Below are 25,060 nucleotides of genomic sequence, written 5' to 3'. Positions count from 1 at the left end.
ATCGATATTTTTCGAAGCTTGTACATAGATTTTTGATTAATAGCGGAAGGGAATTCTGGGTTTGCCTGTATTTTACAAAAACATTCTCAGTGAAAATAAATCTAATTGGAAGATGCCAAGAAATCATAATATGGATTTTAGCATCTTTTTTTTATCCCTGCTATTTTTCATATATATGTGTGTCGAAATTTTAAAAGAAAACAATTATATTGTCATTTTTAATTCGATTGTGGATCAAAAAGGGGCAATAATTAATAAATGAATCACAAATCGGATTAATGATTCAATAATGAATCATTTTAGACACATAAAAGCGTTAAACCCTAATAAAATAACTATCCTTTTTTTTGGCATGGATATTGCTTTTATTTATATATGTATAAAATATTAATGAAAGAGGGTGAAGAGCGAGGAAAAAAATAATAGAGCTGGGTAAATATATTTTTTACATAATAGGACTTCACTCAACAAAATGCAAAAAGTGCAAAATCAACAAAGATCATTGTACTTTCCGTGTATTTCGTTGAGGGGCTGAGGTAGTAAAGGGGCAGTATAAATAGAAAAGCGGTTTCGGTTAATAGAGTTTTTGCTGTGCAATATACATATACCGATTGTGATGAATTTGGCCCCATTAAAATTAATGATGAAACTGGGATAGACTGTAAACATTGTTTTTGAATGAAAGATTTCTACTAGGTTACCCATGAGCAGTGGTTTACTGCTTACAAAACGGCAAATTGACAGTTTTAAAGGATGGTGACAATAGTGGCACTTCAAACAAATGAATTGAAACACGGTCTCAAGACCAGGCATGTCACAATGATTTCTATTGGCGGGGTAATCGGGGCAGGACTATTTATCGGAAGCGGAACAATAATCGATTCAGCAGGACCTGGTGCTATTTTATCGTATATAATCGCAGGATTGATGATCGTGCTAATAATGCGTATGCTGGGTGAAATGGCTGTGGTGAATCCTGATAGCGGATCCTTTTCAACATATGCACATCAAGCATTTGGTCCCTGGGCCGGATACACGATAGGCTGGTTATACTGGTTCAACTGGGTTATCATCATTGCTATCGAAACTACGTTATTGGGTACTATGATTCATGATTGGGTTCCTGGCATACCTATGTGGGCTGCCAGTCTATCTTTCCCTATATTAATGACGGTTACGAATATCTATTCTGTCAAAGCTTATGGGGAATTTGAATACTGGTTAGCTTTCATGAAAGTGGCTGCCATTGTAATATTCCTCTTCCTGGGCGCCGCCATGATTTTCGGATTTGTTCCAGGATTCGATTCACCAGGCCTCTCAAACATAACTGGGGATGGAAGGTTTTTGCCAAATGGTTTTCTGCCTGTCCTCCTTAGTGTGATATTCATTACCTTCTCTTTATCAGGAAGTGAAGTAGCTGCCATTGCTGCAGGCGAGTCTGAAAACCCTGAAAAAAATATTATTAGAGCCATAAACAGTGTTGTATGGCGTCTCCTTCTTTTCTTTGTTGGTTCAGTTACTGTGTTAGTTATCGTAATCCCCCAAGGGGCTAAAGATTTACTAAAAACCCCCTATGCCAGCGTATTTGATATGGCAGGCCTCCCGGCAGCGGGTCAAGTCATGAATATCGTAATCTTCACTTCATTGCTTTCTGTTTTGAATTCAGGGCTATATACAAGCTCTCGTATGTTATATTCTTTATCAATAAAAGGTGATGCACCGAAAATCCTTTCCCGTGTGAATAAGAGGGGAATTCCGATTTGGGCGTTAATGGCAAGTGTTTTCTTTGCTTATGTGTGTACGACATTTAAATTTGTTTCCCCTGATAAATTGTTTGCTTTTCTCGCAAACAGCTCGGGAGGAGTCACCATGATCATGTATATCTTTATCGCCTTTTCCCATCTATATTTGCGGAAAAAGTCGGAAAAAGAAAATCCAGGGACACTCAAAGTGAAAATGTGGCTATTCCCTTATTTAACCTACGTGACTATTGCCGTATTATTTATTATTTTCGTTGCTCAGGCATTTATTGATTCCATGAGATTGCAATTCTTTCTTACAACCCTTCTCACGATTCTAGTTATTGGGTCATACTTTCTGTTTTATCATAAGAAAAACGTTATTACTCCTGAACAGGAAGGAAAACTAAAAAAAATTCACATTAAGGAAGGGTAAGGGATGTAGTCCTTTTTGCCCGATTGTCGAAATAAATGATTGACTATTCAAATAAAAAGGCTGCTCTTAGTGGGCAGCTTTTTTTCTGGTTCCAAAATTGATCGCATTCATTTAATGGGGGGAAATTAGGCGTGTTCGGAATTGTGACTGCTATCAACCCATAATGATACTCATTCATTTGCAACTTTGAAATCCTTTGCTAGAATATAATCTATAGAAAAGATTAGGAGTGGTTACTGTGGCTGAAACTCCAGCTGAAGATTTGATTCATTATATTGCACCAAAAGGAGAGTATATCCCTTTTTTAGATGATACGGACTATATCGCTAAAGGATTGGAATGGAAATTATTCACTGCCCGTTCGGTAAAAAGAGAACTATTATATAAAAGCGGCAGTTTTCAAGCTAAAGTCAAATTGGCAGGTTATGAACAATATGGAAATGGCCTTGACACTGTAGTTGTTGAATTTGAAAATGGAAAGCTTAGTTGCATTCACCCTTCCTATTTAAAGGAAATGCAAAGCACCAGTTTCGGAAAAGAATTGTTGAGTGGACCGGTTGCCGAAACATCCGCAGATTCAAGTGAAACTGAGCAGGTGATGGAAGCACCAATTACGGAAAACTCCGATCAGCTAAGTGCAGAACCAAAAAAAGCAAAAGCCAAAACTAAAAAGACGACTGCAAAACCTAAATTGGACTTACCTGGGGAAAAAGTGCATTTCACTGCAACGGTCAAGGAGTTCACGGCGAAAATGAACCATTTCACTGGTGAAGAAGATGAAGTCATACTCTTGGAGAGTGTCATAGTGACAACGGAGCCTGAATTGACTATCGGCGATGCTTGGTGTGGATATAGCAAGACATTAAAAAAAGCTGAGCTCGAAGAAGGGGACGCAATCGAATTTGATGGAAAAGTGGTCGACAAAAAATACAATAAAGAAATACGGTATAAAGTTAATAATCCATCTAAGTTAGTGAAAAAGGAGATCTAAGCTTAAACGCAGAAGTTCTTGAATGATAGGAAGTAAGCCGCCGCTTACTCCCTTTTTTTGTTGTTTTAATCAGTTTTCAAAAGAAATGAATGCGTTCATGTGAACTTATTAGAATAGATGAGTCCATTCCTGGAATATATTCGTTTGTGGGAATTACAACTTATGACCATTCACCAATCGTATAGTTAAGGGTTTCGCTTATGTGGTTTCATATTTTCCACTGTTGGGGATAATACATTATGATAATGGATTTATAAAAAGATTAGGGGGGGTATTATATGAAAGAGTTATTTCGGTTATTAAAACAAGGTAATAAATCGGCGTTCATTGCTGCCTGTGTGAATAGTATCATCGCTGTGCTAAAGGGGATTGCTTATTTTATGACAGGCAATGTAGCTATGTTTGCTGAAACTTTACATACTTTGGGCGATGCTGCGAATCAGTTTTTCGTCTTCATTGGATCCGCACTAAGTAAAAAGTCACCAACTGATCGATTCCCTGATGGTTTTGGACGTTTGGTTAACCTCGTATTATTAGGGGCAGTATTGGTTGTCGGGATTATGTCTTATGAAACGATTAAAGAAGGGTTCCATCACATTTTGCACCCTGTAGAATCAACTGGTATCCTTATTAACTTGTCCGTCCTTTCGTTAGCGGTTGTGTTGGAATCATATGTATTATTTAAAGCGATGAAAGAAGTGGTGCATGAGACTGGAATCGAAGCTAAAGGAGCAGCCGTCATATTTAAGAGCTTCGCTGGTTTAAAAAGAGCAAAACCGGCGACCAAATTAGTATTCATGGAAGATATGGTAGCAACCGGTGGTGGGGTACTAGCGATAATTGCCATTTTATTAGCAAACTTCACGCCCTTCATCCAAGCGGAAGGCGTTGCTTCCGTCATGATCGGTCTTGGTATGTTCTATGTGGTTGGTAGGGTATTTCTTGATAATGCTGCAGGTGCTCTTGGGGAAGCCGATATTGAAATGCGACAAAAAATCGGAACTAAGGTCATGGATGATCCAGACGTAAGGGATATACAGAAACTTGCCGTAATAAAAGAAGGGGAAGACTTTCATGTTGAACTTGAAGTTGAACTTGATCCCCATATTTCAATCGCCCAGGCGGATGACATTAAAGATCGGCTGTTTAATGAGATATTCAAGGAAAGAGGAGTAACGGATGTCATTATAGAATTTGATGAAAATGATGGTATCCCAAAATGGGAAGGTCAGATAAAAAAAGAATTGAATGAAATGAAAAAAGAAAGGGAGTAGACGATGTTTAGAATGGCAGAATATAAAGTGGCCGGATAAAGATATTTGGTTGATTTTAAAAACCATGAAACGAATGGCAATACCTGTTCAATTATTCACGTACTTTCCTTGCGTATGCATTATAAGCTATCATGGAATTAGTTACATAAAGAAGGATTATGGAAGGGTGAATAAGAATGAAGGAACAAGATATTAAGCTGGTTGCACTTGATATGGATGGCACGCTTCTCAATAAGGCTGGAGAGATATCCCAAGAAAATCGGAGAGCGATAAAAGAAGCAGAAAATCAAGGGATTTTTGTTGTATTGAGCACAGGAAGATCCTACGCGACATGCAGTGATTTTGCAAAGTCAATGGAACTCCAATCATACCTCATTACCGTTAACGGAAGTGAAATATACGATAATCAAGGAAAACTGGTGGAAAGGAATATCGTCGATAGTGAGTCCATACAATGGATGTGGGAATTAAGCCAAAAACATGGTACACATTTTTGGGCAATTAGTTGCGATAATATTTACAGGGCTGAAATGCCTGAAAAAATCCATGATTCGCAATGGCTTAAATTCGGTTTTGATACAACTGATGATGACGTCCGCAAAATCATCATGGATGAACTGGTATCAAAAGGAAACTTTGAAATAAGCAATTCTAGCCCAACGAATATTGAAGTGAATGCCATGGGCGTCAATAAAGCGAAAGCGATAAAGCTTGTATGTTCATTGCTCGATATTACGATGGATAATGTTATGGCAGTAGGTGACAGCCTTAACGACCTTGCAATGATTTCTGATGCAAAAGTGGGTGTGGCAATGGGAAACGCCCAAGAAATTGTGAAAGAAAAAGCAGATTGGGTTACAGCAACAAACGAAGAAGATGGTGTGGCTAAGGCCATTCGTAAATGGGCGCTTTCAAATTGAATCGAAACTGTATATGGGATGCATTCCATATACAGTTTTTTCATTGACATGGCGCTTCATGACAAGTTAATTCAGCTGCTGAATTAATTTCTTGAAAATTGTGTATTTTAGAAGTATGATAATCTTGTAGTGTTATATTTTGGTAATATATTAAAATGGGAGGTTTCATAGATGACAAGAAGTTTGCCTGAACAGTGGTGGAATCAATTAACTTTACCAGTTATCTCAGCACCTATGTTTTTAATATCCGGTCCTGAGTTAGTGAAAGAATGCTGCTTGAATGGGGTGATCGGCTCTTTTCCAGCACCGAATGCGCGGCCGATTGAGGTACTGGATCAATGGATGAGTGATATAAACGACACATTGATTGCAGCAAAGGATAAAGAACCTGGCTCAAAGATTGCTCCATGGGCAATGAATATGGTTGTCCACCGTACATATAGCCGTCTTGAAGAAGAGCTGGAATTGGTCAAAAAGCATCAGCCTCCCATCGTCATTACATCATTAGGTTCACCAAAACATGTGGTGGATGTCGTACATAGCTATGGCGGGTTGGTCTTTTCGGATGTCAGCTCGGTGGATTTTGCAAAAAAAGCTGCGGAGTCAGGTGTGGACGGATTGATCTTGGTTGCTGCGGGAGCCGGTGGTCATGCTGGTGAGATAAATAGCTTTGCTTTCGTGGACAGCGTAAGGACATTCTGGGACGGAATCATTTTGCTTGCCGGATCCATCAGTACTGGTCACAGTATCTTGGCAGCTCAAGCTGCAGGAGCGGATCTTGCATATATGGGTACACGTTTTATCGTGGCTAAAGAGAGCAGGGCCAATGATGAATATCGTGAAATGCTTGTCGATTCTGATCATGATGACATCATCTTGACTGATGCATTTTCAGGCGTTAATTGTAATATGCTGAAACCGAGCATCAGAAAGGAAGGATTAGACCCTGAGCAATTAGCCAAAAAAGAAAAAGTCGATTTTGACAGCATGTCCAAATCATCTGAATCTAAAGCGTGGCGTGATATTTGGTCAGCGGGTCATGGCGTAGGGGCGATTAAAAAAATAGATACCGCCGCCGGAATCATAAAACAATTAGAAAAAGAATATCAGCAATCCTTAAAGAAACTGACCGGGCAGGCGGAAAAATTAAAAGGCATTATATCAAAATGATATGTAAGCGCTTCATTTAATTATGCTAATATAGCTAATTAAAAGGGTATCCATTATGGATACCCTTTTTTGCCATGAAATATAGAGGAAATTTTAACAGCCGATGATAAGGGCTTAATCAATAAAAAGGCAATCTAAACAGAATATAAAGAGATAAATAGTAGATATAGGATGTAAGACAGTGAAAAAGTATTGATAAATGAATGGATAAATGTTATATTATTTTCGTGTTAATGACCAAATGAACGATATAGTCATAAGTTATTATTTGCTTGAAAAGTAATATATATTAATGATTAAGATAGTGAATTTTAAATATATTGCAGAAGCAAATGAGTTAAAAATGTATTCTTCAATCCGTTTTTCACCGAGATAGATTAAATAAACGGCATATTCGTCGTATAGGAGGGCTTGGTAGGCGTGTTAAAATCTTTAAAGGGTGAAATTTTAGCCATAATAAAACATCCTATGATACTCATTTCGATAATAGGGATCATACTGGTTCCATTATTATACAGCGGCACTTTCCTGTGGGCATTTTGGGATCCATATGGTAAGGTGGACCAATTGCCTGTTGCCATTGTCAATATGGATGAGGGTGCGGAGTTCAATGAATCGGAACTTACAATAGGAAAAGATTTAGTCAAGGAGTTAAAGGAAAAGAAGGATTTCGATTGGCATTTCGTCAGTCAAAAAGAAGCAAATGAAGGCCTGGAAAAACAAGATTATTACATGAAAATAGAAATCCCGAAAAACTTCTCCAAAAATGCAACGACCTTACAGGAGGACAATCCGGAAAAACTTGATTTAATTTATACGTCCAATGAAGGGTTCAACTATATTTCCACTAAAATAGGTGACGCAGCTTCGGAGAGAATTAAAGGGGAGGTTTCGTCAGCCGTTACGAAAACCTATGCGGAGTCTATGTTCGATAATTTGAACGAAATGACTGACGGACTCAAAAGTGCCAGTGACGGAGCTGGAGAATTGAAAGATGGAACAGATACAGTGAAGAACGGATCAAGTGAACTTGGTGATGGGATTAACTCGGCTAAAGAGGGTTCCAAAAAAGTCGATGAAGGAATTGATTCCCTTCATTCAGGTTCTGTCGAAATCCATGAAAACCTGGAAAAATTAGCTGAAAAATCATTGACCTTTTCGAATGGAGTCGGTTCGGCAGCTATAGGATCAAAAGAACTCAATCAAGGGTTACAACAGTTTAGCTCTGGTGTTGGACAAATGAAAGATGGGCAATCCGAGCTTTTGCAAGGAGCCAAGAAATCTGAAGCGGGTACTGGTGAATTGGCCTCTGGACTGCAACAGTCATTAGAGGGCTTCAATCAAATCGAAGAAAAGCTGCCCGCTTTGACAGATGGAGCAAATGGTGTAGCTGCTGGAGCTTCCCAACTTTCAGGTTCATTGGCTGAATGGAGTGCAGCATCGAACGAAGCAAAAGCTGGGGCATCTGAAGTTTCAGCAGGTTTGGATGAGGTAATTTCCGGATTGAAACAACAATCTGAAGCTGCGGATGATCCTGCAGAGAAAGCGCGTTTGGAGGGAGTGATTACTTCTCTAACCCGCATCAGTGAAGGTAGTAAAGGAGTATCTGAAGGAGTAGGGGAACTATCGGCAAGTGCAACTGAAATTGCTAAAGGCTCAAATAGTCTTAGTGCTGGAGCTAATCAGTTAGGTGAAGGCACAAGTGCAATAAGCGGCGGTTTCACTCAATTGAAGCAAGCTCAGGATAAACTCGCCAATGGGGCGGATGAACTGAAGAATGGTCAAGGTCAATTGGTATCTGGCTTGACAACATTTGGCGATAGTATAGATTCAGCACAAAGTGGGCTTGGACAGTTAACCGAAGGCAGCAATAACTTGGTAAGCGGGCTTGATCAGCTTGAAGATGGCTCCAAGCAATTATCAAGTGGAACCTCACAGCTTTCAGAAGGTTCGAAAGGTCTGGTTACAGGAACGGATAAGCTGAAGGAAGGTTCATCCAGCCTTACTAGCGGAATGGGAGAACTGGCAAATGGAGCCATTAAGTTACAAGATGGAATCGCCAAACTTTCAGATGGATCTGCAGAATTACATGACGAATTAAGTGATGGGGCAGACGAAGCAGGTAAGATAAAGTCCAATGAAGAAGTATATGACATGTTTGCAAGCCCAGTTAAAGTGGATAAATTACCAATTAATAATGTCCCGAACTATGGCACTAGTTTTGCACCATATTTAATTTCATTAAGTTTATTTATCGGGGCTATCGTTCTGACGATCATTTTCCCGTTAAAAGATCCTGCTGTTAAACCTGCGAGTGGATTTAGCTGGTTTATTAGTAAATACAGCGTCATGGCACTCATAGGAATCTGTCAAGCCATATTGGTGGACTCGATTTTAATTTTAGGTCTTGGAATCAATGTTACGAGCCTGCCGCTATTTTTTGCAGTAAGCATTCTTGCTAGCTGTACATTCATGGCAATCATTCAGTTCCTGGGTTCGGCCTTTGACAATCCTGGCCGGTTCATAGCGTTATTGATTTTGATTCTTCAACTGACCAGCAGTGGCGGAACATTCCCAAATGAATTAGTTCCTGGCTTCTTGCAAGGATTCACACCGTTCCTACCGATGACATATTCTATTAATGCTTTCCGTGCAGTCATCTCAACAGGAGATTATAGCTTCATGTGGCATAATCTTGGCATATTGGCCATATTCCTCGTTGTGGCATTAATATTATCACTTCTTTACTTTATTTATCGGTATAAGAAATTGAACGGCGCATTAAATGAAAAACAGGAAGAAGCAACTGTATAATGATCAAAAAACAGCGACCCGTCATGGGTCGCTGTTTTTTAATAAATATCAGGAAATAAGTGAAATGCAGGGAAATAAAAGTGCCCCTAAAATAACACCCATCGTAAAGAAATGTATTCCTGTTCTCATGGAATGAGCAATTTTGTGACAAAACTTTGGTGCAGCCTGTACAATGAAGTATTTTTGCAATCAGCTATACCCTTGTCTTTTGAGAAGCAGGTGCATATTTCTTCATTGGATTTTTTGCTATGACTTCCTTTAAATAAGGATGGCCAGAAGGTCCTGGTTTTCTCATGAGTTCCATTAGGTAAGATATATCGTCCATAGCCCTGTGTGTTTGGAAATTTGTGATATTATGTGCCTGCAGTAATGTTAAGAGTTTACTATTCTCAAATCCGTATTGCTTCCAAGGAACATTCCGCATCGTACAGAACCACTTTTGATCATTGATTTCCGGATACATTTGGTAAAGGAAACTTCTATCGAAAGAAGCATTATGTGCGAAAATCGAATCGGTACGGGCAATGAAGGATTTAATTTTTTCATCGTGAAAACTTTTTCCTTCTACTGAGCTGTATGGAATTCCATGAATTCTGTACGCTTGATCATAATTCCTTCTTGCTCCATAGGAGAGAGGCTCCCTTAAAAATGATTCCTGATCAATAAGATTAATAATTTCACCTGTTTCACTGCTGTATGTAAAGAGTATAAGAGCAAGCTCGATGATTTCATCGGAAGAGGGACGTAAACCAGTTGTTTCTACGTCAAGCACTAAACCTAATCTATTAGACAATTTTTTTTCCTCCAGTTGGGTTTCATTCTTCTATTATAGCTGACATAGAATAGCTATTGAAAGTGTAATGATTGTTTTAAAGTAGCATTTTTAACTTGAAAAAAATAGTCATTCCTGAAAAATGATTGGTAGAGCAAGAACTAACAATGGATAAAAAAAGATAGAGTATTGCTTTTTTCAAAGCAATCTCTATCTTTTTTTATCCATTGAAATTCATAAGCATTGCAAAATGCTTTCCAATTCATCTTCGGCAATTCGTATGAATTCTTCGTTTTTTTGAAGACTGAAAATGTTCTTGGATTGTTTTATATAGTGCAGTCCTTTTTCAGGTTGTTGAAGATGAACTAGATTCTTACCAGTTAATAGATGGAGTTCCGCATATAAATATAATGATTCTATCGAATTACAAATGTTGATCCCTTTAAGGGTATAATTTAATGATTCCTGATAATAATGAAGTTCAGTCAATGTTTGTGCCAATCCATGAATGATCTTCAAGATAATGGTACCTTCTTGATTCACATGGGGAATATTCTCGATAAATTCCAGTGCTTCATTGAAGATGTTGATGGCCTCTTCATAATTCTTCGTTTTAAAATGGATAATTCCGATACTATTTAAAACTTCTATCTCCTGTTGATGAAGAATGACCCGTTTACCCATGGTAATCTGAATGGCCTCATTCAATAATTCTATGGCCCTTTGTTTGTCATTGTACAAATAAAAAAAAGAGATACCTTCATGCCATTTCAAGAATTGATAAAACGATATCGATTTTTCCGGTGCAGTTGCCATTTCTTTTTGGACGATTTCATAAATTGCTTCATAATTACGTGTGCGTTTGTATTTGTTAATCAAAAGTTTAATGGTTTCTATGTAATTATAAATCGGTTCATTTTTGGTGGTGAAGAAATACGGCAGGTCAACTTTAAGTTTATCCGCAAAAAGTGCCAATTCATCAATTGTTGGAGAAGTGATGCTTCTTTCATAATCTGACAGGGCATTAGGTTCACATATATCCCTAGCCAGTTCTTCTCTTGTAAGATTTTGTTTTATTCGTAATTCGTTGATAACAGAGCCAACCTCAATTTTCATTACAATTGCTCCTTTGTACCTATGTCTAGAATTCTATTTTAACATAATTTTATTTTTATAAGAACGATAATTGAAAGATAGTATGATATAACTACTTTACGAGTATTCCTATAGTATTCATCCAACAAAAAAAATGAAGAACGACTTTTTATTGAAGCGAAAAATGCAAGACGTCTTTTCTATATAAAGTGAAAGGTCCCCGCATATTTTTGCTTGGAGTCTATAATCCCGGATAATAGCAAGCTTTAGATTTGGAATATAAGGATAAAAAAAGGAGGCGGCAATCTGCCGCCTCTAACGTTTTTAATTTCCAATGAATTGCTGGGTCCAATAGTGGGTGTATTTCCCACCTGTCACATGCCCAATTCCAATATGTGTATAGTTCTTGTTCAGGATATTGGCCTTATGTCCAGGGCTGTTCATCCATGATTTCATGACAGCATCCGCACTAGGTTGACCTGCTGCGATATTTTCCCCTGCGTACTTGTAACTGATCCCAAAGGATTTCATCATTTCGAAAGGCGATCCATAACTGGGGCTTGTATGATTGAAATAATTACTATCTCGCATATCCTCAGATTTCAGAATTGCTACGTTAGAAATGGCTGTATCCATTTTAAGGGAAGGTAGGCCCGATTTTGACCGTTCTTCATTCACTAAACTAAGGACCTGCTGTTCAACTGATTGACTTTCTGCGCGATTAACTGTGGTGTTGGACGTGGGAAGATTTATGATTTGTCCGATTCGAATTTGATTTGCATCGTTTATAGCAGAGTTCGTTTTAAGTAATTCGTCAATGCTGACATCATATTCAGTAGCAATTTTCGTTAAGGTATCTCCTTTTGCCACCTCGTATGTATTGGCTCCCAGAGCAACTTTTGGAGATAATAGGGATAGAGACAGGGCTGATAAAAGGATGATTTTCTTCATTTTGATTCCTCCTAGTAGAATATCTGGATTGGAAGTATAGTATGCTATAAAAATAGTTTTGTGTAAAATTAGCTCATTAACAATCTCTATTGGAATGGGAAAAAGGTATCGAATGGGAAGATGATGTTAAGGGTCCATATAACCCGGAAGTGTGTTAAGGGTAACCAAAATCATAGGGCTTTTTGATAAATTGGAAGAATTATTTCATGTAGATAAAGAATCATTTTACGTTTGCAGGCCATATTTGTCAGGGAAAATAATAATAACATCAAAACGATATAGTTATATGGAACTAAAAATGATGGATTCAATAAATTATCCTAAGGGTGGAATTGAATGGATTTAAAGGCAGGGAAAGTGTTTTGGAAAAGATAAATTTGAAGCTAGAAAATATCCAATGTTGGAAGAGAATCTTTCATGTGATGTTTGTATAGTAGGAAGAGGTTCATCGGGGGCACACTGTGCCTATTTTTTTGCAGATACGGGCCTGAATGTCGTCCTGGGGGCTCTTTTTGGTGAGACCCCATGATGGTTTACCGACGATAGTAGAATGTATCCTAACCATCCAAATTGCTATTTCTTAAAAGGTTATGGCGGAATGGGACGGTTTACAGTGTCAGCCTTTCCCATATCATCATGGATTTGATTACAAAGGGAGGACATTAGGACTCGGCATTGTATGTAAAAGAAATGGATTTTTCAAAAAGTATTGTACATTAAGAAAGGTATCTCTTCTTCACGAATAGAATAAAGTAGACAGCTGAAAATACCGGGGGGATTCTTCGATGTGGTTTAAGGAATTGGAAACAGAAAGGCTGCGTTTAATCGAAATAGGTCACCATCATGCTGAAAGTCTGTTCGAAATTCTCTCTAAAGATGAAGTGACCAAATATGATGGAATAGAAAGTTTAATCCGAGTTGAAGATGCCCGCCGCTTAATCGATTCGTTTAAAAGTGCTTATATAAACAAACGTGGGATGCGGTGGGGAGTCATTTTAAAGGATTCAGGCAAATTCATCGGTACTGTTGGCCTGAATCAATTGAGCCTCGCGAACAAACGCGTCGAAATAGGATATGAAATCCATCCCGAATATTGGAGGAATCACTTTACGTCTGAAGCCGTCAACGAAGTATTGCGCTATTGCTTTGAAGAATTGGGACTAATCAGAATTGCGGCTTTAACTTTCAAGGATAATATTGCATCCAGAAACCTATTGAAGAAATTTGGATTCAAAGAGGAGGGCAGCCTTCGAAGTTATCTATTTCTTCGGAATCAATCCCATGATGCCCTTGTATTTTCCTTGTTAAGTACAGAGTATTGCCAGTTAAGACAACAAAGTATTCAGGGATCAAATAGATTATAGTTTAGTATTAGAACATTGCAGCTGGCCAATAGTGCCAGTTTTTTATTTGTGCAATATCTCTCCCGTTAGGATCAATTTATATCACTAAAGGACAATATACATATTTTTCATGTTAAAATAGAGTGCGGATTCATTAATCAGTCCGGATGGACGGACATAAAAAGGAGCAAAATCATTGTGAAGATACTATTTCCGTTGCTTGCGGTCCTAGGCGGCATCACCATTGCCATACAAGGACAAATCAATGGTGGATTAGGGAAAAAAGTGGGGGTTATTGAAGCTTCTTTCATTTCGTTTGGGATCGGGACACTTGCTTTATTATTTATTGTTTTGTTCGCGGGAAATGGAAACATTTCTGCCATCGCGTCTGTACCAAAATGGCAATTGATAGGCGGACTGTTAGGGGCTATTTATGTCATTGTGATAGTATTGGTCGTCCCTCAGATTGGAGTTGCACCTGCATTGGTCGGGGTTATCGCAGGCCAGATACTGATCGGGGCAGTCATTGACCATTTCGGTTTATTTGGAGGCGTACGAATCCCATTGGATGCGAAAAAGGTGGCAGGCATTTGTTTACTTTTCGTGTCATTATATTTATTTAATCATAAATGAGGAAGGGTCATTATTCATTGGATTTGCTACGTACATATAGGTGAGAAACTGATGGAATATCTCTATTCCTACATAGTTATTATCCGTTATTTGGGATTTACTTGAAAAGAACTCAATACTTTATTGAGAAAAAATATTATTCTACTAAAGTATATTATTGAATTGGGAATGGTTTGCTAGGAAAGTGGTCTTAGTAACCAACCCGACTTTAATTGTTAGAATATTTAGAAAAAAATAGACGAGCGAACTTATATGAATACTGTCATAAAGGTGTTTGAAAAAACCACTGGAAGTCGGAAGTCATTTTACATCAAATAGGTTATCATTTCTTTTTACCTAGTATCTAGATCGAATTGATTAGCAAATAATTACTATCTTGTGAAAAAGTACTCATCGGTTTATTGATTTTTTGATTTATTCGTAATATACTTAAAATTCAACATCTTTAATTCGAGGTATAGTACCCTTAGCGAGGTTGAAAAGAGGGTGATTTTTTACTAGTAAACTGCATTAATGCGTTTTTTAGGGAGAAATACAGGTTTATGCAAACGGTTCGCTAGTTGTTTTGGTGAATTCCTGCAATGAATGCTTCTAACTTTCCTCGCTGACATTATATGTACTATACGGAAGATTAATAGGTGCTAGAAGGATAATCTCTTAAATGGGAATATCCTAAGAAAGATTAAAGATGAGGGGGAATATTTTTTGAAAAAGTCTAAATTTTCAGTGCTTGCTCTTCTTATGGCCATCATGCTTATGCTTGCGGCATGCAACGGCGGTTCGAAGGAAACTTCGAATGAAAAAGAAGGCGGCTCGGGTGACTCATCCGGATCAAAAGTATTAAACGTAAACAACTCAAGTGAACCTGGTTCGCTTCACCCTGCCAATGCGCAAGGTACTCATGAATCATGGATCCTTGAACATACGTTTGAGGGACTGACAAAGAAAACAGAAGAGGGCAAAATCGTACCTGGTTCTGCAGAATCATGGGAAATCAGTGAGGATGGATTAACTTGGACATTCAAATTGAAAGATGGTTTGAAATGGTCAAATGGAGATCCGCTTACAGCCAATGATTTCGAATATGCTTGGAAATACGCTTTGAAACCGGAAACAGCTGCTGATTATGCTTACCAACTTTATTATCTTAAAGGCGGGGAAGCTTACAACAGTAAGAAAGGGAAGGAAGAGGACGTAGGCGTTAAAGCGACAGACGATCATACATTAGTTGTTACTTTGGAACAGCCTACACCATATTTCCTTGACTTGACTTCTTTCTATACTTTCTATCCAATCGATAAAAAGGTACAGGAAGAAAATCCAAAATGGGCTTTGGATGCAAAAACACACGTTTCAAACGGTCCGTTCAAATTAACGGAGTGGAAACATAAAGAAAGCCTGAAAATCGAAAAGAATGAAAATTACTACGATAAAGATAAAATCAAATTGGATGCGGTCAACTTTGCTCTAATTGAAGATGAAAATACAGCATGGCAAATGTATCAGAGTGGCGAATTGGACCTCGCTTATCCACTGCCAGTGGATATTCAAGGTCAAATGGTCAATTCTGATGATAAAGAATTCAAAATGGGCAAAGAACTTGCCGTTTACTATTACAACTTTAATACAGAAGTGAAACCTTTCAATAATGCTAAAGTAAGGAAAGCGCTTTCAATGGCTATCGAGCGTCAAAAAATCACCGAAAATGTTGCTCAAGGCGGACAAAAGCCTGCTTTCGGCGTAGTCCCTCCGGGTATTCCTGATGCATCTGGAGATTTCCAGGAAAATACAGGTAACCTATTTAAGGAAGATGTTACCGAAGCTAAGAAATTGTTAAAAGAAGGACTTGCTGAAGAAGGAATGAAAGAATTACCTGAGTTTTCAATTTTGTATAACACTTTAGATTCACACAAGAAAATTGCTGAAGCGGTTCAAGGAATGTGGCGTGATAACCTGGGTGTTGAAGTGACACTTGAAAATGCAGAATTCCAAGTTAAGCTTGACCGTGAAAAAGCTGGTGACTTTGAAATTTCCCGTGCAGGATGGGTTGGTGACTATGTTGACCCGATGACATTCATGCTTTGGGAAACGGACGGCGCCTATAATGATGCAGGTTGGTCAAACAAAGAATATGATAATTTATTAAAAGAAGCAAAATCTACAATGGATCCAAAAGAACGCATGGATGCTTTGCATAAAGCAGAGAAAGTCATGATTGACGAAATGCCGATCCTTCCGGTTTACTTCTATACAAAACCATATATGGTTAAATCGAATGTTACTGGAGTTTATGCTCCAATTAACGCTTATCCGAACTTTATTTACGCGGATAAAAAATAATAGAAGGATCATAGTGAAATGGGAGGTATGTCCGATTAAGGACATACCCCATTTTTCAATTGCGAATTTGAATATTTCATGAATTCATTTCCGTTTTCAACTTCTTAGAAAATCGATGATTGGGGTGATTACCATGTTGAGATATACATTAAACCGATTTAAATGGGCGATTATTACTTTATGGGCTGTTATTACATTAACGTTCATCATAATGCATACGATTCCGGGAAATCCATTTGCAAAAGAAGGAGCTATGCCTCCTGCTGTTTATGAAAACCTTCAAGTCCACTATGGATTGGACAAGCCGTTGTTGACCCAATATGGGAATTATTTATTGGAAGTCGTTCAATTTGATTTTGGTCCTTCATTGAAATCCTCATCCATTTCCGTGAATGATTACATTTTGAAGGGGTTTCCAGTGTCATTGCACTTAGGGGCACAAGCTTTGGTGATTGCCATCTTCTTTGGCCTCATTTTGGGTGTCGTGGCATCACTGAAAAGAAATAAATGGCCCGACTATTTATCAATGATCATTGCCATCGTAGGGATTTCCGTTCCTAACTTTATCCTGGCGACTATTTTAATCAATTATTTTGCAATTAAATGGAATATATTCCCTGTTGCTACATGGGCAACATGGCAGCATACCATTTTACCATCCATTGCCCTTTCTATGATGCCGCTTGCTTTCATCGCGAGACTGATGCGGACAAGTATGCTTGAAGTAATGGGGCAGGATTACATTTTGACAGCAAAGGCCAAAGGATTGAAACGGAGCGGTGTCATAATCAAACATGCGATTCGGAATGCATTATTGCCGATTATCACGGTTCTGGGCATCCTTACGGCTAATATCGTGACAGGAAGCTTCATCATTGAACGTATTTTTGGTATTCCGGGCATGGGAGATATGTTCGTAAAGGGAATATCCAACAGAGACTACCCGGTTATTCTTGGTTCCACAATTGTGTATAGTGCGGTGCTTATTCTATTGATATTCATCGTTGATATAGCCTATACGTTGATTGATCCTAGAATTAAAGTGACGGGGGAGAAGAAATAATGGCAGATAAAGTGCATTTAACCGAAGATATGTTCCAACCCGCCGAAGGCAACTTTAAGGAAGCTGAAAAAATAGCAAGACCTACAGTTTCATATTGGTCTGACGTCTGGCGTCGATTTAAAGAAAATAAGCTGGCCATGACTGGATTTGTTCTTATAATCCTCTTGGTCTTGATGGCGATTTTTGGTCCGTACATTAACGGATATACTTATTATGGACAAGATTTCGAGAAAAAGAATCTTAGCCCAAATAGCGAGCATTGGTTTGGAACGGATTCATCAGGAAGGGATCTATTTACGCGAGCTTGGTATGGTGCAAGGATATCCTTGTTCATTGGATTGATGGCAGCGCTGATCGACTTTTTAATTGGTGTCCTTTATGGCGGGATTTCTGCCATTCGCGGTGGACGCACGGATAATATCATGATGCGTTTCGCTGAGGTGATCTATGCGATTCCCTACCTATTGATGGTTATCTTAATGATGGTCGTATTAAAACCTGGTATTCTGCCGATCATCATTGCGATGTCGATTACGGGGTGGATTCCGATGGCGCGACTGGTACGGGGCCAGGTTTTACAACTGAAAGAGAATGAATATATCCATGCTGCAACAATCTCTGGAGCCAATACAAGCTGGACTTTAAGAAAACACATGATTCCAAATACAATGGGACCGATCCTTGTCAATTTAACGTTGACTGTACCTACTGCCATTTTTGCCGAAGCTACACTTAGCTTTTTGGGACTGGGAGTTCCGGCACCTCAGGCAAGCTGGGGAACATTGACAAGTGATGCACTGGGAAGCATTCTGGTAGGGAATTTCTATCAGCTGTTAATCCCGGCAATATTGATTTCCTTAACGATGTTCGCGTTCAATGTGGCTGGTGACGGATTGCAGGATGCCCTAGATCCAAAACTACGGAAATAAATGAGTCCTAACATAATGATGTGATAGTACTAGAATAGGAGGGACGATGATGGAGAACCTATTAGAAGTCAACAATTTACAAATCACCTTCCATACTTATGCAGGAAAAGTGCAAGCGGTTCGCGGTGTGAATTTTGACGTGAAAAAAGGGGAAGCCGTTGCGATTGTTGGGGAGTCCGGATGCGGCAAAAGTGTTACAGCGAAATCTATCATGAGATTATTGGAAACACCCCCAGCAGAGTATGGAAAAGGGTCGATAAACTTTGGCGGTAAAGACCTTCTTAAAATGAGTGAAAAGGAAATGCAGAAGATTCGCGGAAATGAAATCAGCATGATTTTCCAGGATCCGATGACTTCGCTCAATCCAACGACAAAAATCGGCAGCCAGATCATGGAAGGCATTTTAAAGCATAATAAAAACATGTCCCGAAATGATGCATACGAACGGGCGTTGGAAACACTGAAACTGGTAGGTATTCCACAGCCAGAAAAAAGGATGCAGCAATATCCGCATGAGTTTTCAGGTGGTATGCGCCAAAGGGCAATGATAGCGATGGCCCTTGCTTGTGAACCGAAATTACTGATTGCCGATGAACCTACAACTGCATTGGATGTAACGATACAAGCGCAAATTTTGGAACTGATGAAAGATATCCAACGAAGAATGGATACTTCCATCATTTTAATCACTCATGATTTAGGTGTGGTTGCGGAAACTTGTGAACGGGTAGTCGTCATGTATGCAGGCAAGGTTGTTGAGACGGGTACGGTAGAGTCTATATTTTCAAACCCGCAGCATCCATATACAAGAGGTCTGCTTAAAACGGTGCCAAGGCTCGATATGGAAAAAACGGCCCCGTTGGTTCCGATTATCGGATCACCACCGGATCTATTGGATCCGCCAAAAGGGTGCCCATTTTATCCAAGATGTGAATCAGCAATGAAAGTGTGCAAAGACCATGATCCGGAGCTTGAAGTAGTGGAAGAAGGTCAGACAGCCGCATGCTGGCTGCACCACCCAATGGCAAAGGCAGCACAGGTACAAGCACCTACTAATGTATAAAGGAGGAGAACCAATGGTTTCACTGAAAAATAAGGCCGTAAAAGAAATGACAGACAACGAAAATTCTCCTCTTGTTGAAATAAAGAATCTGAAGAAGTACTTTCCTATTGGTTCTCAATCGCTGAAGGCGGTAGATGGTTTGGATCTCAAAATCTATCCAGGGGAAACTGTCGGTCTTGTTGGGGAAAGCGGTTGCGGTAAATCGACTGCAGGTCGTACCATCACTCGGCTTTATGAACCGACAGATGGAGAAGTTCTTTTTCAGGGGAAAAATATTTTCGATTACAAACCTGGGGAAATGTCACATATCCGCCGTGAAATACAAATGATTTTCCAAGATCCCTACGCATCATTGAACCCAAGGATGAAGGTGGAGGAATTGATTGGGGAGCCACTTGCCATTCATGGGATATCAAAAGGTAAAGAGCGAAGAAAACGGGTGGAAGACCTGTTAAAGCTGGTTGGTTTAAGTCCGGAACATATCACTCGTTTTCCCCATGAATTCAGTGGTGGACAACGCCAGCGTATTGGAATTGCAAGGGCTTTGGCTTTAAATCCTAAATTCATCGTTTGTGATGAACCAATTTCTGCCTTGGATGTTTCGATACAGGCTCAAGTGGTCAACTTATTAAAAGAGCTTCAAAAAGAAATGGGATTGACTTATTTATTCATCGCTCATGATTTATCAATGGTCAAGTATATTTCAGATCGCATTTTAGTCATGTACCTTGGAAGAATGATGGAACTTTCGGATAGTGATTCTTTAACGAAAGATCCGCTTCACCCATACACACAGGCCTTGCTTTCTGCAGTGCCGATACCAGACCCGACTATTAAACGGGAAAGAATCGTACTTAAAGGCGATGTACCAAGTCCCATCAATCCGCCGAGCGGCTGTGTATTCCGAACTCGCTGCCCTAAAGCGATGGAGATATGCTCAAGTGCTGTACCTGAATGGAAAGAACAAAAACCAGGGCATTTCGTTGCTTGTCATTTATATTGGTAAACAAAAAACCAGTTGCATTTGCAACTGGTCTTTTTTACACATTTATGTAAAATATTTTTAGAATAGGAGCGATTATCCTGAAGATTTAAATTATTTATCAGTATGTCAAAATAAATTACTAGGAATCTGAAAATAAAACATATAATATGTAATTATATGTAAAAATTAACTTCTGTAGAATTTTTTCAATTTGTGAGAGAAGGAGGGACTGTTATTGTATTCCACGATAACTAGTGAAATCGTCGATCGTGTCATGATTGTTACTCTTAATCGTCCTGAGAAAATGAATGCTTTCAATGAAAAGATGTGTGAGGAGATGATTCACGCTTTTAATGAAGCGGACGAAAATGATGACGTACGAGCCGTAATTTTAACTGGCGCTGGGGATGCTTTTTGTGCTGGAATGGATTTGGAAAAAGGTGCAGAAACCTTTATGGATCACACTCCTTTGGTTGAATATCGCGATGCAGGGGGAATGTTGTCATTACGGATTTTTGAAATGAAGAAACCTATGATAGCGGCCATTAATGGAGCGGCAGTCGGGATAGGCATAACAATGACTTTGCCCATGGACATTAGAATTGCTTCATCAAATGCAAAAATGGGTTTTGTATTTGCGAGGCGGGGGATAACGATGGAGGCATGCAGCGGCTGGTTCTTACCTAGGCTTGTCGGAATGGGTAAAGCTTCCGAATGGATTTTTACCGGCAGGATGATTTCAGCCAGTGAAGCATATGAGGGAAGGTTGGTAAATAAGATCGTCGAGCCAAACGAATTGATGTCGGCTGCAATGGAAATTGCAACAGACATTGCGGAAAATACATCTTCCGTCTCTGTGACGCTATCCCGGCAGTTAATGTGGACGATGCTCGGTGCAAACCATCCTGTTGACTCACACAAAATAGAATCAAAAATGATTCATTGGACCGGAAAACAAGCGGATGCACTAGAAGGGATTGAAGCTTTCCTCGAAAAAAGGAAAGCCGAATTCAAAATGAAAAGCAGCACTGATATGCCACCGTTTTATCCATGGGGAACAGACCGAACATATGAAGTGGAAAAGAAATGAATGGGGTAATATCAGGGAATCCAGGGCTTCGAAAGTGCTTGATAATTTTTACTTTTCGGATAAATTAGGGTTTCTATACCTAGTGTGTTATACTGAGTTTACCATTTACTAAACTTGTTTCATGTTCCCTATTCCATGTGAATAGGGTTTTTTTTTGATTGCTTTTTCAATCAAAAAAAACAGACCCTACAAGTAGGGTCTGTTATATATTGTATTTAAAATTACGCTTTTTGAACGTTAGTAGCTTGGGGTCCACGTTGACCTTGCTCAACTTCAAAAGTAACTTCTTGACCTTCGTCTAATGATTTGAATCCTTCGCTTTGGATAGCTGAGAAATGTACGAATACATCGTCTCCGTTTTCGCGTTCGATGAAGCCAAATCCTTTTTCTGCGTTAAACCATTTTACTTTACCTTGTTCCATTGTTGTTGCCTCCTAGTGTGAATCCACACATTGTGTTACTACCCTTGCTCAATCATTAGACGAAAAGTTTTTCACTTATCAATCTTCCCGAACAAAAATAATTCTTTTTAAATATAACAGATAATGTCGGAATCTGCAAGCTAACAAAGGAAGATTATTTATGTTCACAGACAATGAATAATTCTTGATACCCTTTTTTGTAATCAAGCAAATTTGTTGAATGTTTTTTCCATTTAGATAGTTCATTAAATTCGGCATGAAAATATCTAAGCCTTTGGTCGTAAAATTCCGTATTTCCGTATGTGTGCGGAGTGATGATTACATTGTTCACCCCCCCATAACGGACTATTCTCAGGAAGTGGCTCCGTTTCAAACACATCAAAGTCCAGCGCCCGCAATATCTTTGTCCATAAGCGCGTGAACCAATACGTATTGAATGACGAGATTACGCCTTCCTATGTGCGTGATGCCAAGTCTTTGCAAGCTGTTGATTACTATATTTATCTACTTTGTTGAGGCAAGCATTAACCCGATATCATTTCTGAAATGAGATACGCATGAACGCCGGTTGACAGGGTAATGCATTCACTCCGGCGCTCCATGTCTGGATCCATTTTACATCGCTTATATCATTTTTTCTGGAATTATTCGTAAGTTTCGATATTATTTCAAAGGGGAAAGCGATTGCTTAACATCTTGCTATAATACTAGTAATAAATGGAATGGGGTGTAATCATGAACGTGAAAGACATATATGGACAGCTGCCTACTATGGAATCAAAACGCTTGGTTATGAGGAAAGTCACCATGAATGATGCCGAAGACATGTTCGCTTATGCATCCAACAGTGAAGTTTCCCGTTACGTCACATGGGAAGCTCATCGTTCCCTATGTGATACAAAAGATTTCATCCGATTTATCCTACAAAATTATGAGGATAAGAAAATTGCTCCATGGGGCATAGAACACAAGGAAAGTGGTAAGTTGATTGGTACGATTGATTTTGTTACATGGCAGGTTGATCATCATGGTGCAGAAATCGGGTATGTGCTTGCACCCGAATATTGGGGGAGTGGCTTGATGACGGAGGCAGCTCAAAAGATAATCGCCTTTGGCTTCGAAAATATGAACCTAGTTCGAATACAAGCACGGTGCTTCGTTGAAAATTTGGGTTCAGAGCGAGTCATGCAAAAGGCTGGCATGTCTTTTGAGGGAATCATAAGAAAAGGAATGTTTGTTAAGGGAAAGCATCAAGACCTAAAGCTATATTCCATTATAAAATGATGGCTGTGAAGCCTGCTGATCAAAGAGAAAATAAAAGGAAATATACATCGGCTTTGAAAGCCTGAATTTCTGTTCATGATTATTATGAATATGGGAAAATCAAAAACAAACAATATGTGCAAATATTGAATCAAAAACTATACAAAACGTCTAATGTAAAAAGTCGATTTGAAAAATATAATGAAACTATGAAATCGTGTTGAAATGGAGGGTATATTAATGGCAGTAATCAATGATGTAGAAACGTTGAAAAATTATATCGGTGGAAAATGGGTGGATTCCACAACTTCGAAACATGAACAAGTGCCTAATCCGGCAACAGGAGAAGCATTGGCAATCGTTCCCCTTTCAACAAAGGAAGATGTAAACCAAGCGGTGCAGGTTGCTAAAAAGGCTTATAAAGAATGGAAAAAGGTGGCCGTTCCAAAAAGAGCTCGCTTCCTATTCCGTTACCAACAATTATTGATAGAACATTGGGATGAGCTTGCAAAGCTGGTCACTATCGAAAACGGAAAAAGCTATACAGAAGCATATGGTGAGGTTCAGCGTGGGATTGAATGCGTGGAGTTCGCAGCAGGTGCGCCTACCTTGATGATGGGAAGTCAGCTACCTGATATTTCCCCAGGCATTGAATCTGGCATGTACCGGTATCCAATGGGTGTCGTTGCCGGAATTACGCCGTTTAATTTCCCGATGATGGTGCCATGTTGGATGTTCCCGCTGGCAATTGCTTGTGGAAATACGTTTATCTTAAAACCTTCAGAACGGACACCGCTCTTAGCCAACCGTCTTGTGGAATTATTGACAGAAGCCGGAGTTCCGGATGGCGTTGTCAATATTGTCCATGGTGCCCACGATGTCGTGAATGGGATTTTGGAACATGAAGACATTAAAGCGGTATCATTTGTTGGATCCCAGCCTGTCGCAGAGTATGTATATAAAACGGCAGCTGCCAATAAAAAACGTGTCCAGGCTTTATCAGGAGCGAAAAATCATTCAATCGTCATGCCTGATGCGGATTTGGATAATGCGGTAACGAACATAACGAATGCCGCTTTCGGATCTGCAGGCGAGCGCTGCATGGCTGCATCAGTGGTTGTTGCGGTGGGGGAAGTTGGAGATTCGCTTGTTGAGAGATTAAAGGCTGCAGCGGATAATATCAAGATTGGAAATGGAATGGATAAGGACGTTTTCCTGGGACCTGTGATCCGTGATACTCATAAAAAGAGAACAGAACAATATATTGAAATCGGGGAAAAAGAAGGAGCTGTCCTCCTTCGTGATGGCAGGAATGAAGGCGATCAGGAAAATGGCTATTTCGTTGGACCGACATTATTTGATCATGTGAAAACAAATATGAAAATATGGAAGGATGAAATTTTTGCCCCTGTCTTATCCATAGTTCGGGTTAATACCCTGGAAGAGGCAATTGAATTGACCAATCAATCTGAATTTGCCAATGGTGCCTGCCTCTATACGGATAGTGCAAAAGCCATCCGGGAATTTCGCGAAGAAATTGATGCAGGGATGCTTGGTATTAACCTCGGGGTACCCGCACCAATGGCATTCTTTCCATTTTCCGGATATAAAAGTTCATTTTATGGAGACCTTCATGCCAATGGGAAAGACGGCGTTGAATTTTACACTAGAAAGAAAATGTTGACGGCAAGATACTGATAGGAAAGTGGGGGTCGACACAAAGTGTGGTCGGCCTTCATTTATACATTATTTTAGGAGGAGTGCAGC

The 25,060-nt window shown here is 39.3% G+C and carries 20 protein-coding genes; 16 read left to right on the top strand and 4 right to left on the bottom strand.

From position 1 onward, the window contains the following. Positions 1 to 756: 756 nt before the first annotated feature. The 6 genes from MKY17_RS15190 to MKY17_RS15165 all read left to right on the top strand — a co-directional run bounded on the left by MKY17_RS15190 (position 757) and on the right by MKY17_RS15165 (position 9,344). Positions 757 to 2,175: an amino acid permease gene (locus tag MKY17_RS15190; RefSeq protein WP_286176868.1), complete on the top strand. Its 1,419-nt coding sequence runs from the start codon at positions 757 to 759 to the stop codon at positions 2,173 to 2,175. A 238-nt stretch (positions 2,176 to 2,413) separates the two neighbouring features. Beyond that, on the top strand, positions 2,414 to 3,166 hold the full coding sequence (locus MKY17_RS15185) for a hypothetical protein (protein ID WP_098369501.1): 753 nt from the start codon (positions 2,414 to 2,416) through the stop codon (positions 3,164 to 3,166). A 278-nt stretch (positions 3,167 to 3,444) separates the two neighbouring features. Next, entirely contained in the window at positions 3,445 to 4,440 is a 996-nt protein-coding gene (locus MKY17_RS15180) for a cation diffusion facilitator family transporter (RefSeq protein ID WP_098369502.1), read from the top strand. A gap of 176 nt (positions 4,441 to 4,616) precedes the next feature. Then, positions 4,617 to 5,360, top strand: coding sequence for a Cof-type HAD-IIB family hydrolase (locus MKY17_RS15175; protein ID WP_098369503.1), 744 nt, complete (start codon positions 4,617 to 4,619; stop codon positions 5,358 to 5,360). A 171-nt stretch (positions 5,361 to 5,531) separates the two neighbouring features. Beyond that, a complete protein-coding gene (locus tag MKY17_RS15170; protein WP_098369504.1) occupies positions 5,532 to 6,530 on the top strand; it encodes a nitronate monooxygenase in 999 nt (332 codons plus the stop codon). 420 nt (positions 6,531 to 6,950) lie between these two features. Further along, positions 6,951 to 9,344, top strand: coding sequence for a YhgE/Pip domain-containing protein (locus MKY17_RS15165; RefSeq protein WP_339200150.1), 2,394 nt, complete (start codon positions 6,951 to 6,953; stop codon positions 9,342 to 9,344). 193 nt (positions 9,345 to 9,537) lie between these two features. Here the strand turns inward: MKY17_RS15165 and MKY17_RS15160 are convergent, their stop codons facing one another. The 3 genes from MKY17_RS15160 to MKY17_RS15150 form a co-directional block, all read right to left on the bottom strand. Further along, a complete protein-coding gene (locus MKY17_RS15160; protein WP_098369506.1) occupies positions 9,538 to 10,137 on the bottom strand; it encodes an exonuclease domain-containing protein in 600 nt (199 codons plus the stop codon). Between the two features lie 213 nt (positions 10,138 to 10,350). Then, positions 10,351 to 11,232: a helix-turn-helix domain-containing protein gene (locus MKY17_RS15155; RefSeq protein ID WP_098369507.1), complete on the bottom strand. Its 882-nt coding sequence runs from the start codon at positions 11,230 to 11,232 to the stop codon at positions 10,351 to 10,353. A gap of 303 nt (positions 11,233 to 11,535) precedes the next feature. Further along, a complete protein-coding gene (locus tag MKY17_RS15150) occupies positions 11,536 to 12,162 on the bottom strand; it encodes a CAP domain-containing protein (protein WP_098369508.1) in 627 nt (208 codons plus the stop codon). A 785-nt stretch (positions 12,163 to 12,947) separates the two neighbouring features. On the opposite strand from MKY17_RS15150, the gene MKY17_RS15145 reads away from it, so the two are divergent. The 8 genes from MKY17_RS15145 to MKY17_RS15110 all read left to right on the top strand — a co-directional run bounded on the left by MKY17_RS15145 (position 12,948) and on the right by MKY17_RS15110 (position 21,608). Beyond that, positions 12,948 to 13,526 carry a GNAT family N-acetyltransferase gene (locus MKY17_RS15145; RefSeq protein ID WP_098369509.1) on the top strand — a complete coding sequence of 193 codons (579 nt, stop codon included), beginning with the start codon at positions 12,948 to 12,950 and terminating at the stop codon, positions 13,524 to 13,526. A gap of 177 nt (positions 13,527 to 13,703) precedes the next feature. After that, positions 13,704 to 14,138, top strand: coding sequence for a DMT family transporter (locus tag MKY17_RS15140; RefSeq protein WP_076369604.1), 435 nt, complete (start codon positions 13,704 to 13,706; stop codon positions 14,136 to 14,138). A gap of 705 nt (positions 14,139 to 14,843) precedes the next feature. Further along, the gene (locus tag MKY17_RS15135; protein WP_260398136.1) at positions 14,844 to 16,478 is read left to right on the top strand and encodes a peptide ABC transporter substrate-binding protein; all 1,635 of its coding nucleotides are present in this window, start codon (positions 14,844 to 14,846) and stop codon (positions 16,476 to 16,478) included. A gap of 133 nt (positions 16,479 to 16,611) precedes the next feature. Further along, positions 16,612 to 17,541, top strand: a complete 930-nt coding sequence (locus tag MKY17_RS15130; protein ID WP_034311122.1) for an ABC transporter permease — start codon at positions 16,612 to 16,614, stop codon at positions 17,539 to 17,541. After that, positions 17,541 to 18,470 (top strand): ABC transporter permease, encoded by a 930-nt coding sequence (locus MKY17_RS15125; protein ID WP_053535169.1) that lies wholly within the window; start codon positions 17,541 to 17,543, stop codon positions 18,468 to 18,470. Before MKY17_RS15130 ends, MKY17_RS15125 begins: the two co-directional genes overlap by 1 nt. A gap of 49 nt (positions 18,471 to 18,519) precedes the next feature. Continuing rightward, positions 18,520 to 19,533: an ABC transporter ATP-binding protein gene (locus MKY17_RS15120; protein WP_098369510.1), complete on the top strand. Its 1,014-nt coding sequence runs from the start codon at positions 18,520 to 18,522 to the stop codon at positions 19,531 to 19,533. A 46-nt stretch (positions 19,534 to 19,579) separates the two neighbouring features. Continuing rightward, positions 19,580 to 20,539 carry an oligopeptide/dipeptide ABC transporter ATP-binding protein gene (locus MKY17_RS15115; protein WP_098369640.1) on the top strand — a complete coding sequence of 320 codons (960 nt, stop codon included), beginning with the start codon at positions 19,580 to 19,582 and terminating at the stop codon, positions 20,537 to 20,539. Between the two features lie 214 nt (positions 20,540 to 20,753). After that, positions 20,754 to 21,608 (top strand): crotonase/enoyl-CoA hydratase family protein, encoded by an 855-nt coding sequence (locus tag MKY17_RS15110; RefSeq protein ID WP_218925100.1) that lies wholly within the window; start codon positions 20,754 to 20,756, stop codon positions 21,606 to 21,608. 221 nt (positions 21,609 to 21,829) lie between these two features. Here MKY17_RS15110 and MKY17_RS15105 read toward each other — a convergent pair whose 3' ends face one another. Further along, on the bottom strand, positions 21,830 to 22,030 hold the full coding sequence (locus tag MKY17_RS15105) for a cold-shock protein (protein ID WP_029714163.1): 201 nt from the start codon (positions 22,028 to 22,030) through the stop codon (positions 21,830 to 21,832). A 735-nt stretch (positions 22,031 to 22,765) separates the two neighbouring features. Here MKY17_RS15105 and MKY17_RS15100 point away from each other — a divergent pair. Beyond that, on the top strand, positions 22,766 to 23,314 hold the full coding sequence (locus MKY17_RS15100; RefSeq protein ID WP_098369511.1) for a GNAT family protein: 549 nt from the start codon (positions 22,766 to 22,768) through the stop codon (positions 23,312 to 23,314). Positions 23,315 to 23,533: 219 nt separating this feature from the next. Beyond that, on the top strand, positions 23,534 to 24,991 hold the full coding sequence (locus tag MKY17_RS15095; RefSeq protein ID WP_098369512.1) for a CoA-acylating methylmalonate-semialdehyde dehydrogenase: 1,458 nt from the start codon (positions 23,534 to 23,536) through the stop codon (positions 24,989 to 24,991). Positions 24,992 to 25,060 lie beyond the last annotated feature (69 nt).

Source organism: Peribacillus sp. FSL P2-0133 (assembly GCF_037975445.1).
GTDB classification, from domain to species: Bacteria; Bacillota; Bacilli; order Bacillales; family DSM-1321; genus Peribacillus; species Peribacillus simplex_E.
This window is presented reverse-complemented; position numbering and strand designations above follow the sequence as displayed.